The organism is Bradyrhizobium sp. SZCCHNR1053, from assembly GCF_032381235.1.
Taxonomy (GTDB): Bacteria; Pseudomonadota; Alphaproteobacteria; order Rhizobiales; family Xanthobacteraceae; genus Bradyrhizobium.
Window position 1 is genome coordinate 290068 of record NZ_JAUHJM010000002.1, and the last position, 14113, is coordinate 304180.

General features: G+C 64.4%; 12 protein-coding genes. 3 read left to right on the forward strand and 9 right to left on the reverse strand.

Going from position 1 to position 14113, the window contains the following annotated elements; genetic code table 11:
• Nucleotides 1–24: 24 nt before the first annotated feature.
• The gene (locus tag QX051_RS06295; RefSeq protein ID WP_315734642.1) at nucleotides 25–831 is read left to right on the forward strand and encodes a DsbA family protein; all 807 of its coding nucleotides are present in this window, start codon (nucleotides 25–27) and stop codon (nucleotides 829–831) included.
• A 743-nt stretch (nucleotides 832–1574) separates the two neighbouring features.
• On the opposite strand, the gene QX051_RS06300 is transcribed toward QX051_RS06295, so the two are convergent.
• The 8 genes from QX051_RS06300 to QX051_RS06335 all read right to left on the reverse strand — a co-directional run bounded on the left by QX051_RS06300 (nucleotide 1575) and on the right by QX051_RS06335 (nucleotide 11233).
• Nucleotides 1575–1862 carry a hypothetical protein gene (locus QX051_RS06300; protein ID WP_315775486.1) on the reverse strand — a complete coding sequence of 96 codons (288 nt, stop codon included), beginning with the start codon at nucleotides 1860–1862 and terminating at the stop codon, nucleotides 1575–1577.
• Nucleotides 1863–2303: 441 nt separating this feature from the next.
• Entirely contained in the window at nucleotides 2304–2594 is a 291-nt protein-coding gene (locus tag QX051_RS06305; protein WP_315775487.1) for a hypothetical protein, read from the reverse strand.
• A gap of 59 nt (nucleotides 2595–2653) precedes the next feature.
• Entirely contained in the window at nucleotides 2654–4291 is a 1638-nt protein-coding gene (locus tag QX051_RS06310) for an ABC transporter ATP-binding protein (protein ID WP_315775845.1), read from the reverse strand.
• 5 nt (nucleotides 4292–4296) lie between these two features.
• Nucleotides 4297–5475, reverse strand: a complete 1179-nt coding sequence (locus tag QX051_RS06315) for an ABC transporter permease (RefSeq protein ID WP_315775488.1) — start codon at nucleotides 5473–5475, stop codon at nucleotides 4297–4299.
• Entirely contained in the window at nucleotides 5475–6587 is a 1113-nt protein-coding gene (locus QX051_RS06320) for a microcin C ABC transporter permease YejB (protein ID WP_315734646.1), read from the reverse strand. The genes QX051_RS06315 and QX051_RS06320 overlap by 1 nt, the downstream gene beginning before the upstream one ends.
• Nucleotides 6588–6590: 3 nt before the next feature.
• A complete protein-coding gene (locus QX051_RS06325; RefSeq protein ID WP_315775489.1) occupies nucleotides 6591–8471 on the reverse strand; it encodes an extracellular solute-binding protein in 1881 nt (626 codons plus the stop codon).
• Nucleotides 8468–10312, reverse strand: coding sequence for an extracellular solute-binding protein (locus tag QX051_RS06330; protein ID WP_315775846.1), 1845 nt, complete (start codon nucleotides 10310–10312; stop codon nucleotides 8468–8470). The genes QX051_RS06325 and QX051_RS06330 overlap by 4 nt, the downstream gene beginning before the upstream one ends.
• 372 nt (nucleotides 10313–10684) lie before the next feature.
• Entirely contained in the window at nucleotides 10685–11233 is a 549-nt protein-coding gene (locus tag QX051_RS06335) for a c-type cytochrome (protein ID WP_315734650.1), read from the reverse strand.
• 255 nt (nucleotides 11234–11488) lie between these two features.
• On the opposite strand from QX051_RS06335, the gene QX051_RS06340 reads away from it, so the two are divergent.
• A complete protein-coding gene (locus tag QX051_RS06340; RefSeq protein WP_315775490.1) occupies nucleotides 11489–12229 on the forward strand; it encodes a 3-deoxy-manno-octulosonate cytidylyltransferase in 741 nt (246 codons plus the stop codon).
• Nucleotides 12230–12250: 21 nt separating this feature from the next.
• Nucleotides 12251–13111 carry a prephenate dehydratase gene (locus tag QX051_RS06345; RefSeq protein WP_315734654.1) on the forward strand — a complete coding sequence of 287 codons (861 nt, stop codon included), beginning with the start codon at nucleotides 12251–12253 and terminating at the stop codon, nucleotides 13109–13111.
• On the opposite strand, the gene QX051_RS06350 is transcribed toward QX051_RS06345, so the two are convergent.
• Complete coding sequence (locus QX051_RS06350; protein WP_315775491.1) at nucleotides 13092–14015, reverse strand: LysR family transcriptional regulator; 924 nt, start codon at nucleotides 14013–14015, stop codon at nucleotides 13092–13094. The genes QX051_RS06345 and QX051_RS06350 overlap by 20 nt on opposite strands.
• Between the last annotated feature and the right edge of the window lie 98 nt (nucleotides 14016–14113).

Below are 14113 nucleotides of genomic sequence, written 5' to 3' on the forward strand. Positions count from 1 at the left end.
CGGCAGCCATATGGAGGATGACCGATGACCAATTTGATCCGTAGCGTTGCCACGGCGGCTGCCGTCTTCACGCTGTCTTTGCTTTGCGTGCAGCCCGGCCGAGCGGAGAGTTCGCGCAGCGACATCGAGGCGATCGTCAAGGACTATATAGCGACCCATCCCGAAGAAATCGAGCAGGTCGTGAAGGACTACCTCGCCAAGCACCCCGAGGCCGTGCAACAGGCCATCTCCGACCTGATCAAGAAGCGGCAAGCCGCGACGCCGGCGGCGGCGCCCGGTTCCGACAAGACTGCACTGGTGAAGCAAAATGCGCCGGCCTTGTTCGCGTCAGCGCACCAGGTCACGCTCGGCAACCCGCTGGGTGATGTCACCCTGGTCGAGTTCTTCGATTACAGCTGCGGCTACTGCAAGCGTGCGCTCGGCGATATACTCGAATTGTTGAAGAGCGACCCCAAGCTCAAGATCGTGCTCAAGGAATTTCCGATCCTCGGCCCCGGTTCGCTGGAGGCGGCGCGCGTCGCGGTAGCGGTACGCATGCAAGACCCGACGGGCGCGAAATACCTCGACTTTCATCAGCGACTTCTCCAAAGCAGCGGACCCGCCGACAAGGCGCGCGCGTTGGCCATCGCGCAGACGATCGGTCTCGACGTTGCTCAGCTTGAAAAGGACATGGACAGCGTGGAGGTGCGCCAAAGCCTCGATGAGAGCGGCAATCTTGCGCAGAAATTGGGATTGAACGGGACGCCGAGCTATGTCATCGGCGGCAATGTCATCGTCGGCGCGGTCGGACTTGCCACGCTGAAGGCCAGAATTCAGCAGGCTCGCCAGTAGTACGCTCCGATAGCGAAGATATGCATCGACGCCCGAGGTCTCGATTTGTGCAGCGCGCGAGTCCGCTGCTGTGAAGGGCTTCGGATGCCGGCCGCATGATTGACGGCGCGGCACATTCGGGCGGCCGGCGTCCGAAAGCCTCCAAAGGAGGAAACCGCGCATGGTGGGCTGGACTGGTGCGGCAGGCTCTATGGGGACTTGAGCGCTGCAGGCGAGCCGGCTGATTGAGCTCGAAATGGTGCAGCGAGCTTCGCGACAATGGCGCGGCGGGTGAATGAGCGGTGGATGGCGTGGCAAGCGATCAATTGTCGGCGGATTGACGACGACAGATGGACGTTTGGGCGCATTCCACCGGGCCGGTCGATGAGCGGCGGGCACGACGAGCAGCTTTGCAGAATGGCGGTTGTGCGGTCATGAGGTGTCGATCCTGATGGCGCTGATTGGCGCAGTCGGTTGATGGCGCGGCGTTGCGCCTCGCGTGAAGTCGGTCTGCCTCGCGCTCCAGCAATCGGAGCGCTACGGCACCCCGCTCGGGCAATCGCTGACGACGCGTACGTCCCTCTCGTGGGGCAGGACGGGGCGGAGCATGCACGGTTTCCGAAAATAAGAAACAGAAATATTTTTTCAGGAGGGGCTGGACGGGCTTTCGCAGACACGGCCCGTCGGGAAATCATTTTCCATGCCACGGGGGCGAACGATAGGGTCCTCGTGGCCCGCAAACGCGCTGAGCTACACTGACGGAATCACGATGTGTTTGTGTCCTGCGCAAATCGCTCGACGAGGTCGGACCAAAACGGAATGTGCTTGACTTGCGGAGGCCAGGGTTTGCTGCTCCAGCCCGTGAACTCTCGTTCGAAATAGTCGTTCAGATTGGCACCATAGTAGATGGCGTCGACGCCGTAGATCGAAAAGACCGGGTTACCTGACTCATGCGGCTGCTCAGGCAAATATCGGTGAGCAATCAACGGAATTAGTTTTGGCGCCCGGGACACGATTTCCCGAAGCGCCTCTTCCCGGGCGCGTGCGGTCAAAGGTAGCCTTCCCCATTCCGACCACCACAATTGTCCGTTCTCGACAGAGTGACGAAGACTTTCAAACGGCCATTCAAGCGCTCGTCTTATCGCACGATCGTCCGTCCAGTCGTGTCCATTCGTCGGCCGCCTTCGTCTCAGAAGCGCCATCAAATCGGGAGGAAAGACCAACCCAAATCGACGTTGCGCCCTGTCGAGCTCGGATTGCGTATATCCCTTGGTCCAACGAACCGTGTCCCTGCCGGACATTCCTATTGCTTCCGTTTGCTTCGGCCTCTCTCGATCGCAGGATCGCGCCGATGCAGGTTGGAGACGCGCGAATGTATCAAATTCGTCTTGGCCCATTCCGGACCCATTGATCGGCTCCACGGTACGACCGATGACCTGAACTGACCAGAGGTGATCCCCCAGCAGCTTTGTCGACGTTCGCAAGTGCGTTTCCTAAGGCCGCTCGCTCTTTCCCGATGCGCTCAACTCGACGATGGCCTGCTGCACCAAACGACGCCATTTCGAGGGCAGCCTCGGATAGAGCCGGTGCACGGTCTCTCCGCTCTTGAGCGGGACGTGCCAGTAGGGGCCAAGGTTGCCTGCCGGCGACGGACCCATATCGACCCAGGCGCGATTCCAATCGAGATCAGCCCATTGTTCTTCGGTGACGCGATAGCCGTCACGCAGCCAATCCTTATGCGTGGTTCCAGAAATCCATTCTGGACGTCCTGGAGCATCAGTCACGGCACGCTCTCCGGATTCGCGCCATCAGTTGCAGCAGAGTGGCTGCCGACAAGCGACATCTAGCTCGTCGCCGTCCCATTCCCCGCCGTCTCGTTCCTGAACGCCGCCGCGAACAGCGCGAGGGTGTAGTCGGTCTTCGGCGCCTTGAACAGCTCGACCGCCGGCCCCTCCTCCACGACCTTGCCGTTGCGCATCACGATCAGATGGGAGGCGAGGGCGGCGACCACGCGCAGATCGTGCGAGATGAACATGTAGGTCAGCTCGCGCTTGCGCTGCAGATCGCGCAAGAGATCGACCATCTGCGACTGAAACAGCATGTCGAGCGCCGAGGTCGGCTCGTCCAGCACGACGAAGCTCGGCTCGAGCACGACCGCGCGGGCCACCGAGATGCGCTGGCGCTGGCCGCCGGAGAATTCGTGCGGATAGCGGAAGCGCGTCTCCGGATCGAGCCCGACCTCCTTGAGCGCCTTGACGACCTTGGCCTCGCGCTCCTCATCCGTCAGTTTCGGCTGATGCACGCTCAGTCCCTCGGCGATGATGTCGCCGACCGACATGCGCGGGCTCAAGGCGCCGAACGGATCCTGAAACACGATCTGCATGTCGCGGCGGAACGGGCGGACCTCCTTGAAGGACAGCCCCTGCAGCTCCTTGCCGAGGAAGACGATGAGGCCGTCGGAGGAAATCAGCCGCAGCAGCGCCAACCCGAGCGTGGTCTTGCCCGAGCCGGATTCCCCGACGACGCCGAGCGTCTCGCCCTTGCGCACGGCAAGGCTGACGCCGTCCACGGCCTTGATGTGACCGACGGTCGAGCGAAAAAAGCCGCGCTTGATCGGAAACCAGACCTTGAGATCCTTGGCCTGCATGACCACCGGCGAATCGGGTCGCGGCGGCGCCGGGTCCGGCTTCGGCTCGGCGGCGAGCAGCGCCTTGGTGTAGGGATGAGCCGGCGCGGTGAACACCTGCTCGACCGGGCCCTGCTCGACGATCTTGCCGCCGTTCATGACGCAGACCCGATCGGCGATGCGGCGGACGATGCCGAGATCGTGGGTGATGAACAGAAGGCTCATGCCGAGGCGTGCCCGGATATCGGCGAGCAGCGCCAGGATCTGCGCCTGCACGGTGACGTCGAGCGCGGTGGTCGGCTCGTCGGCGATCAGCAGAGCCGGCTCGTTGGCGAGCGCCATCGCGATCATCACGCGCTGGCGCTGGCCGCCGGAGAGCTGATGCGGATAGCTGCCGAGCCGCGTCTCCGGCTCGGGAATGCCGACCTGGGTCAAGAGCTCGAGCGTGCGCGTCCGCGCCGCACTGTTCGAGATCGGCCGATGCAGTTGCAGGATCTCGCCGATCTGCCGCTCGATCGTGTGCAGCGGATTGAGCGAGGTCATCGGCTCCTGGAAGATGATGGAGATGTCGCTGCCGCGGATCTCGCGCATCTCGCGTTCGGACAACGGCAGGAGATCGCGGCCCTTGAAGTGGATGCTGCCCGACGGATGCGAGGCGACCGGATAGGGCAGCAGCTTCAGCACCGACAGCGCGCTGACCGACTTGCCCGAGCCGGACTCGCCGACCAGGGCGACGCACTCGCCGCGCCTGATCTCGAACGAGACATGGTCGACGGCGGTCGACAGGCGGCCCTGCTGATGAAAGGCCACCGAGAGATCGCTGACCGAGAGCAGCGGCTGGCTGATCGCATCCATGTCGGTCACCTGAACGTCTTGCGCGGGTCGAACGCGTCGCGCACGGCCTCGCCGATGAAGATCAGCAGCGACAGCATGATCGCGACGGAGAAGAAGCCGGTGAGACCGAGCCACGGCGCCTGCACGTTGGACTTGGCCTGCGACAGCATCTCGCCCAGCGACGGCGATCCCGGCGGCAGGCCGAAGCCGAGGAAGTCGAGCGCGGTCAAGGTCATCACCGAGCTCGACACGATGAAGGGCAGGAACGTCATGGTCGCGACCATCGCGTTCGGCAGGAGATGGCGGACCATGATCACGGCATTGGAGACGCCGAGCGCGCGCGCCGCCTGGATGTACTCGAAATTGCGGCCGCGCAGGAATTCAGCCCGCACCAGGCCGACCAGCGAGACCCATGAGAACAGCAGCATGATCCCGAGCAGCGTGAAGAAGCCGGGCACCAGCACCGCGGACAGGATCAGGAGCAGATAGAGATAGGGAATGGCGTTCCAGATCTCGATGAAGCGCTGGAACAGAAGATCGACCCAGCCGCCGAAATAGCCCTGCACGCCGCCGGCGGCGATGCCGATGATCGAGGAGAAGAACGTCAGCGACAGGCCGAACAACACCGAGATGCGGAAGCCGTAGATCAGCCGTGCGACGACGTCGCGGCCCTGGTCGTCGGTGCCGAGCCAGTTGTATTCGAGATCCCGGCAGCTCTTCAGCCCTTTCTTCTCGACCACGGGTTTGCACTGTGCCTCCGTCAGCATCCAGGTCGGCGGCGATGGCGCCGGCGTCGGCAGATCGAGATTGTGCGTGGCGTAGGAGTAGCGGACCAGCGGCCAGACCACCGTGCCGCCCTTGTCCGCAATCAGCTTCTGCAAATACGGATCACGATAGTCCGCGGCGGTCTCGAAGTCGCCGCCGAATGCCGTTTCCGGATAGGTGACGAACGCCGGGAAATAAAGGTGGCCGTCGAACTTGATCAGGAACGGCCGGTCGTTGGCGATCAGCTCGGCGAACAGCGAGACGATGAACAGAAACAGAAACAGCCACAGCGACCAGTAGCCGCGGCGGTTGGCCTTGAAGTTCTGCCAGCGGCGCTGATTCAGCGGCGACGGCCGGAAACGATGCCGCGTCGGCGGCGCGGCCTCGCCGAGCGGAGCCTGCGCCGTGGTCTCGACCGGAGGGGGGGCCGTGATCGTCATCAGACCTCCCGCGCCTCGAAGTCGATCCGCGGATCGATCCACATGTAGGTCAGGTCCGAGACCAGGTTGATCGCGAGGCCGAGCAGCGAAAAGATGAAGAGATTGCCGAACACGACAGGATAATCACGATTGAGAATGCTCTCGAACGAGAGCAGGCCGAGCCCATCCAGCGAGAAGATCGTCTCGATCAGCAGCGAGCCGGAAAAGAACGCGTGGATGAAGGTGCCGGGAAAGCCGGCGATCACAATCAGCATGGCGTTACGGAAGACGTGGCCGTACAGGACCTGGTTCTCGCTGCAGCCCTTGGCGCGCGCAGTCATGACATATTGCTTGCGGATCTCGTCGAGGAAGGAGTTCTTGGTCAGCAGCGTCATGGTCGCGAAGGCGCCGAGCGCCATCGACACCAGCGGCAAAGTGAGATGCCAGAAATAGTCGATGATCTTCCAGTACCACGGGAAGTCCGACCAGCCATCCGAGGTCAGCCCGCGCAGCGGGAAGATGTTGAGGAACGAGCCGCCGGCGAACAGGATGATCAGAAGGATCGCGAACAGGAAGCCCGGAATGGCGTAGCCGACGATGATCACGGCGGAGGTCCAGACGTCGAAGCGCGAGCCGTCCTGGACCGCCTTGCGAATCCCCAGGGGAATCGAGATCAAATAGGTCAGCAAGGTCATCCAGAGGCCGAGCGACATCGACACCGGCAGCTTCTCCTTGATGAGCTGCAGCACGCTGGTGTCGCGGAAATAGCTCTTGCCGAAATCGAAGCGCGCGAAGTTCCAGACCATCAGCGCGAACCGCTCCGGCGCCGGCTTGTCGAAGCCGAACTGCTTTTCGAGCTGCTTGATGAAGGCGGGATCGAGCCCCTGCGCGCCGCGATATTTCGAGTTCAGCTCGCCGCCGGATCCGACCTGTCCCGGCGGACGCGCGCCGAAATCCGAACCGCTGCCGCCTGAAATGCGCGAGGTGCCGCCGGTGTCGGCGCCGGTCAATTGCGCGATGACGCGCTCCACCGGACCGCCCGGCGCGAACTGCACCACGACGAAGGAGATGAAGAGGATCCCGAGCAGGGTCGGGAGCATCAGCAAGATGCGACGGGCAATATAGGCGGCCATGAACTACTTCGCCTGCTCCAGCTTTGCGGCCTTGGCGGCATCGTACCACCAGATGTCGGGGGCGCCGACGCCCGAGGCGTATTTCGGCGGCTTCGGCGGGTGATTGAACTGATCCCAATAGGCGATCGGGTGGGTCTGGCGATACCATTGCGGTATCCAGTAGTGGCCGGCGCGGAACACGCGGTCGAGCGCCCGGCAGGCCAAGGTCAGCTCGATGCGGCTCTCGGCGGCAATCGCCTTCTCCACCAGCGCGTCGATCGCGGGATTGCTGATCCCGGCGAAATTGTAGGAGCCCTTGGTCTTGGCGGTGTCCGACGTGAAGTAAGCCCTGAGGCCGTCTCCGGGGGTCGGCGACATCGTCAGCCGCTGCACCGTGATGTCGAAATCGAAATCCTCGACGCGCGCCCGGTACTGGACCGCATCGACGACACGCAGATGGTCGGCATCGATGCCAAGAACCTGCAGGTTCTTGATGAGGGTGCCGTGATGCGGCTTGAACGAGACCTCGTCGATCAGGAATTCGATCGTGAACGGCTCGCCGTTGGGCAGCAGCCGCTTGCCGTCCTTTACCCGCAGGCCGGCCTGATCCAGCAATTGCGACGCCTTGCGCAGCAGCGCGCGATCCTGGCCCGAGCCGTCCGAGACCGGCGGCACAAACGGCTCGCCGAACACGTCGTCGGGCACCTGGCCGCGGAACGGCTCCAGGAGCTTCAGCTCCTCCGCCGACGGCGGCCCAACCGCGACGATCTCGGAGTTCTGGAACGGCGACACCGTGCGCGCATAGGCGCCGTACATGATGGTCTTGTTGGTCCACTCGAAATCGAACGCGTAGGTCAGCGCCTGGCGGACGCGCGGGTCCTTGAACTTGTCGCGGCGAGTGTTGATGAACCAGCCCTGCCCGCCCGCCGGCGTCTCGTCCGGCAGCAGCTCGCGCTTGACGCGGCCGTCCTTGATGGCCGGGAAGTCGTAGCGGGTCGCCCAGATGCGCGCGGTGAACTCCTCGCGGAACAGATAGCTCTTGGCCGTAAAACCCTCGAAGGCGACGTCGCGGTCGCGATAGAACTCGTAGCGCACGATGTCGAAATTGTAGAAGCCGCGGCTGACCGGCAGATCGGCAGCCCACCAGTCCTTGACCCGCTCGTACTCGACGTAGCGGTTGATCTCGTATTTGCCGACCTTGTACGGCCCCGAGCCGAGCGGCACGTCGAGCGGGCCCTCGTCGAAGGCGCGGTTGGCGTACCAGGCTTTGGAGAAGATCGGCAGGGTCACGACATAGAGCGGCACGTCGCGGGCGCGCTTCTCGACGAAGCTCACCACGACGGTCGCATCGTCGAGCGCCTCCGCCTTCACGAAGTCGCGCAGCTGCACGACGATCAGCGGGTGGCCCTTCTCCTTCAAGGTATTCAGCGAGAAGGCGACGTCGTGCGCCGTGATCTTGGACCCGTCGTGAAAGCGCGCCTCGGGACGCAGCGTGAAGCGATAGGTCAGCTTGTCCGCTGATATCGCGACGGACTTCGCGACCAGCCCGTACACCGCGTCCGGCTCGTCGCTGGCGCGCACCATCAGGGTCGCGAACGTCATGTCCATGCCCTGTGCGCCCTCACCTTTCAGGACGTAGGCATTGAACGAGTTGAAGGTCTGATAGGACTGGTTATAGGTGCGCACCGACGGGATCAGCGAGAACAGCCCGCCCTTCGGCGCCTCCGGATTGACGTAGTCGAAGTGGTGGAAGTCGGCGGGGTATTTCAGGTCTCCGAACGCCGACGTGCCGTGCGAGTCTGCGCCAAACTCCGAGGCCATGGCCGGCTTCAGGAGGGAGACGCTGAGCGCGCCGAGCCCAAGCCCGAGCACGCCACGGCGCGACAGATGCGGGAGCGTGCTCAAGAGCGCTTCACCTTGGCAGCCTTGTCGGCGTCGTACCACCACAGATTCGGCCAGCCGGACCGCGCATATTTCGGGAACGGCGTGAAATGGCTGAAGCGGTCCCAGCGCGCGCTACGCGCAAATGGATAGGTGAACTGGGGAACGACGTAGAAATTCCAAAGCAGCACCCGGTCGAGCGCATGCGTTGCCGCTTCGAGAGAGGCGCGATCCTTGGCGTAGATGATCTTCTCGATCAGCGCGTCGACAGCGGGGTTCTTGATGCCAATCGTGTTCTTCGAGCCGGACTCGTCGGCGGCCTTGGAGCCCCAGAAATCGCGCTGCTCGTTGCCGGGCGACAGCGACTGCCCCCAGACATCGATGATCATGTCGTAGTCGAAGGTGCGCACCCGGTTCTCATACTGGACGTTGTCGACCTGGCGTACCGTCACCGCGACGCCGAGGCGCTCCAGCGACGGCTTGTAGAACAGCACGATGCGCTCGGACGACGGGTCCTGGACCAGCAGCTCGACCGTGACCGGCTTGCCGGCGGGATCGACGAGCTTGCGGTCCTTGATCTCGAAGCCTGCGTCCTTCAGCAGCTTGGTGGCCTCGCGCAGATTGGCGCGAACGTTCTCGGGATTGCCGCCCACCGGGGCTTGGTAGACCGTGGTGAACACTTCCGGCGGCACCTTGTCGCGCAGGCCCTCGAGGATCTGCAGCTCCTGGCCCTGCGGCAGCCCGGAGCAGGCCAGATCCGTGCCTTCGAAGTAGCTGTTGATGCGCTTGTACTGGCCGTAGAACAGCTGCTTGTTCATCTCCTCGAAATCGAAGGCGTAGTTGAAGGCGCGCCGCAGCCGCGCATCCTGGAATTGCGGACGCCGCAGGTTGAAGGCGAAGCCCTGCATGCGGCCGGAGTCGCTGATCGGGAATTCGTCCTTGACCACGCGCTTGTCGTTGATGGCCGGGAAGTCGTAGGCCGTGGCCCACTGCTTGGCCGAGTTCTCGTTGATCCAGTCGGCCTGGTCGGCCTTGAAGGCTTCGAGGGCGACGATGTTGTCGCGGAAGTATTCGAACTGCAGCTCGTCGAAATTGTTCTGGCCGATCTGGACCGGCAGGTTGGCGCCCCAATAGTCCTTGACGCGCTCCATCTTGATCGAGCGTCCGGGCACGAACTCCTTGATGCGATACGGGCTCGACCCGAGCGGCGGCTCCAGGGTGGTCGCGGTGACGTCGCGCTTGCGGCCCTGCGCGTCGGTGCCTTCCCACCAGTGCTTCGGCAGCACCAGCAGCTCGCCGACGATGTGCGGCAGCTCGCGATTGCCCGGACCATCGAAGGTGAACTTGACCTCGAGATCGCCGGTCTTCTCGGCCTTCACCACATGACGATAGTAGGATGAGTAGTGCGGGCTGTTCTTCTTCAGGGCCTCGAGCGAGAAGATGACGTCCTCGGGCGTCACCGGCTTGCCGTCGTTCCAGCGCGCTTCCTTGCGCAGGCGGTAGATGACCCAGGAGTAGTCGTCCGGATAGGCCGCCGACTCGGCGAGCAGGCCGTATTCGGTCGACACCTCGTCCTGCGACCGCGTCATCAAGGTCTCGTAGACCAGCCCCGCCGCGGACGCGATGTTGCCCTTCACATACATCACGACGATGTTGAAATTGTCGAAGGTCCCGAGCGAGATCATCCGCGCGACGCCGCCTTTCGGCGCATCCGGATTCACGTAGTCGAAGCGCTTGAAGTCCGCCGGATACTTGATCTCGCCGAACAGCGACAGGCCGTGGCGCCAGACCAGCTGCTCGCCGGCCTGCGCCCGGGCGGTGTCGAGAGGGGCAAGGCTGGCCGCCGTGCCGAGCGCCGGGGTCATCGCAGCGAGCACGCTGCTCTGCAGGAGCTGTCGTCGGGTAATCGTCAAATGAGACTTCCTCTGAATAAGACCGCTTGAAGCAGGTGGTAGCCGTGGCCGCTGCTGCTCCCAGATCCAACGTCTGATCGTAACCCAATTCGCAAGGGCAGGTTTCGCCGGCCTCAGCGAGGTGCTCCGGCCCGCGAACCCGTTCCATTCAGGGGACCAATATACGGCAAGGTTTCGACCAATAACCTTGCTTTTTCCTCATGATACCGGGTTGTGAACGAGGTGGATGCGACCAAAGGTCCCAAATGCGGCGAAATTCGCCCCGCAAAGCAAAACGGCCGGGCTTGGGGCCCGGCCGTCGAAAACTGGTGGGTCAGCAGCCGATCACTTGGCTGCGGTGGGCAGCGGCGCCGGGCTGTCGGCCAGCGAGTTCAGATAGGCCAGCACGTCGGCCCGCTCTGAGTCCTTCTGGATGCCGGCGAAGCCCATCGCGGTGCCCGGGATGTAGCCCTTCGGATTGGCGATGAACTTGTTGAGGTCGTCGATCGTCCAGGTGCCGCCCTTGGCCTTCATCGCCGCCGAGAAGTTGAAGCCGCGGCCTTCGCCGATCTTGTCGCCGACGATGCCGTAGAGGTTGGGGCCGACGCCGTTCTTCTCGCCCTTCGCGAAGGTGTGGCAGGCCGCGCACTTCTTGGCGGCGGCGGCGCCCTTCTCGACCGAGGCGGTCTGCAGCAGCTTCTCGATCGGCTCGGCCGCGGCCGGCGCAGCGCCACCCTTGGCGGCGCCCTCGGCCTCCTTCACGGCGATCTCAAAACCCGGCTTCTCCGGCATTTTCGGCGCGAAGATCGCGCCAGCGGAGAAGCTCGTGACCAGCACGACCAGACAGGCGGCCAGCACGGCGCCGATGATTTTGTTCAGTTCGAAGGAGTCCATTTTGGAATCAGGCTCCGAGGGCGGATTTCATTGTTCTGTCGGAGGCCGCGAGGCCGCGACCGCGAATCGCCCCAGGACTCGAGATAAGGACTCGTCAAGGCATCGAGCGGAATCGAGCCGTCGCGCCTCCCCCTGCGGCAGAAGTGAGATATCGGTTTGCCCGTGCTCTGGCAACCCGTATAAGCGGGCGGCTTTCGCTGTCCCCATCCAGTCCGGCCCGCGCTGTTGCGACCGGCTCCGACCTGCCGTTCCCGGATGACCAAATCCCGAATTCTCGTGCTGATCCCCGCCCGCATGGCGTCGACCCGCCTGCCGGGCAAGCCGCTGCTCGACATCGCCGGCCAGCCGATGATCGTGCAGGTGCTCCGGCGCGCGCAGGAGGCCGCGATCGGCCGTGTGGCCGTCGCCACCGACACGCCCGAGATTGCTGCGGCCGTCACGGCCGCGGGCGGCGAGGTGGTCATGACCAAGCCGGATCATCCCTCCGGGTCAGACCGCATCTACGAGGCCATGTGCAAGCTCGACCCGGCCCGCGAGGCGGAGATCGTGGTCAATCTGCAGGGCGACTTCCCGACCATCGACCCGCAGAACATCAGCGACGTGCTGCCCCCGCTCGAGGATCCCGCCGTCGACATCGCGACCCTTGCCGCGCAGATCCACACCGAGGAGGAGAGCCTCAATCCGAACGTCGTCAAGGCGGTCGGCTCGCCCCTCGGCAGGCGGCGCATGCGCGCGCTGTACTTCACCCGGGCCACGGCGCCGCATGGCGACGGACCGCGCTACCATCATATCGGCCTCTACGCCTACCGCCGGGCGGCGCTGGAGCGCTTCGTCAGCCTGCCGCCGTCGCCGCTGGAGCAGCAGGAGAAGCTGGAACAGCTGCGGGCGCTGGAAGCCGGCATGCGCATCGACGTGATGGTCGTCGACGCCGTGCCCCGCGGCGTCGACACCCCGGCCGATCTCGAAACCGCACGCCGGCTGCTGTCCAAGTCTTAAGCTGCTGCTACAAGGCCCCACATGAGCAAGATCTTGAAAATCGCATTCCAGGGCGAGCCGGGAGCCAATTCCCACATCGCCATCTCCGAGGCCTATCCGACCGCCGAGGCCATGCCCTGCGCAACCTTCGAGGACGCGCTGAGCGCGATCTCCTCCGGCGAGGCCGATCTCGGCATGATCCCGATCGAGAATTCGGTCGCCGGCCGCGTCGCCGACATCCACCATCTGCTGCCGGCCTCGGGCCTCTACATCATCGGCGAGTGGTTCCTGCCGGTCCGCCACCAGTTGATGGCGCTGAAGGGCACCAAGCTCGCCGACATCAAGACCGTCGAAAGCCACGTCCACGCGCTCGGCCAGTGTCGCCGCATCATCCGCCAGCTCGGCGTCCGGCCGATCGTGGCCGGCGACACCGCGGGCAGCGCGCGGGACGTCTCCCAGCGCGGCGACAGGAGCGTGGCGGCGATCGCCTCGCGTCTCGCGGCCGAGATCTACGGCCTCGACATCCTCGCCGAGGACATCGAGGACGAGGCCCACAACACCACGCGCTTCGTGGTGCTGGCGCGCCAGGAGCAGTGGGCCGAGCAGAATTCCGGGCCGCTGGTCACGAGCTTCGTGTTCCGCGTGCGCAACCTGCCGGCTGCGCTCTACAAGGCGCTCGGCGGCTTCGCCACCAACGGCGTCAACATGACCAAGCTCGAAAGCTACATGGTCGACGGCAACTTCTTCGCCACGCAATTCTATGCCGATGTCGACGGCCACCCGAACGACAAGGGCCTCGCTTTCGCACTGGAGGAGCTGAAGTTCTTCTCCCGCGAGCTGCGCATCGTCGGCGTCTATCCGGCGCACCCGTTCCGCGCGACATTCAGCGAGCGGATGGAGTGATCGGACCGTCATCTCGCGGCTCCAGATAGGCCGCCAGCTCGGCCGGCGTTCCCATCGGGAACGCCTGCTTCAGATGGTCGAGAAAGGCGGAGACGCGCGCGCTCAACAGCCGCCGCGACGGATACAGCGCCCACAGCGCAACCGCTGGCGCCTCGAGATCCGCCCACTGCACGAGCCGGCCTGCAGCGAGGTCGTGGCTGGCGAGCGAGAGCGGCAGGCATGCGGCGCCGACCCCGGCACGGACCGCATCGCGCACCATGATCAGCGATGACAGCCGCAGGATCGGATCGATTGCGATGCGCGATCGTCCCTTTGCAGCCGTGACGTCCCACGCTGCGATCTGCTCGGTGCTGCGAACGACAGCAGGAACGCGCGCGCCGTCCGCCGGCCTCGTCAGGGCTGGGCTGGCCACGACCACCATCTGGTCGCGCAGGAAGATGCGCCCGACCAGCCTGTCATCGGGATCGGGATTGACCCGGATCACCAGATCATAGCCCTCCTCGACCATGTCGACGGCCCGGTCGTCGGTCGTCACGTCGAGCCGGACCTCGGGATATCGAAGCGCGAACGACGCGGCGAGCCTGCCCATCGCGGTTTGCGAGAACAGCAGCGGCGCGCTGATCCGCAGGCGGCCGCGCGGCGTGTCGCCGCCCGAGGAGATCGCAGCCACGGTCTCGTCGAGCTCGGTGAGCAGCGCGCCCGCCCGCTCGAACAGCGCCCGCCCCTCCTCGGTCAGCTTCAGCGCGCGCCCGCCGCGCTCGATCAGCCTGATGTCGAGGCTCGCCTCCAGCTCGGCGACCCGGCGCGACAGCGTCGCCTTGGGGCGACCGCTGGCGCGGGCGGCGCGGCCAAAGCCGCCGTGACGGGCGACCAGTGTGAAATCGGCGAGCGCCAGCAGATCCATCTGTTCCGCCAATGAGACGACCTGTCCATTTATAGCGTCTATTGGCTCGCATATGGATCGCTATTTTCGGAGTGTCTCAACAACCAACCCGGAGTGAT

Coding starts and splice junctions, on each gene's coding strand:
- QX051_RS06295 (WP_315734642.1), top strand. CDS start 25: ATGACCAATTTGATCCGTAGCGTTGCCACGGCGGCTGCCGTCTTCACG.
- QX051_RS06310 (WP_315775845.1), bottom strand. CDS start 4,291: ATGGATGCGATCAGCCAGCCGCTGCTCTCGGTCAGCGATCTCTCGGTG.
- QX051_RS06315 (WP_315775488.1), bottom strand. CDS start 5,475: ATGACGATCACGGCCCCCCCTCCGGTCGAGACCACGGCGCAGGCTCCG.
- QX051_RS06320 (WP_315734646.1), bottom strand. CDS start 6,587: ATGGCCGCCTATATTGCCCGTCGCATCTTGCTGATGCTCCCGACCCTG.
- QX051_RS06330 (WP_315775846.1), bottom strand. CDS start 10,312: ATGACCCCGGCGCTCGGCACGGCGGCCAGCCTTGCCCCTCTCGACACC.
- QX051_RS06335 (WP_315734650.1), bottom strand. CDS start 11,233: ATGGACTCCTTCGAACTGAACAAAATCATCGGCGCCGTGCTGGCCGCC.
- QX051_RS06340 (WP_315775490.1), top strand. CDS start 11,489: ATGACCAAATCCCGAATTCTCGTGCTGATCCCCGCCCGCATGGCGTCG.
- QX051_RS06345 (WP_315734654.1), top strand. CDS start 12,251: ATGAGCAAGATCTTGAAAATCGCATTCCAGGGCGAGCCGGGAGCCAAT.
- QX051_RS06350 (WP_315775491.1), bottom strand. CDS start 14,015: ATGGATCTGCTGGCGCTCGCCGATTTCACACTGGTCGCCCGTCACGGC.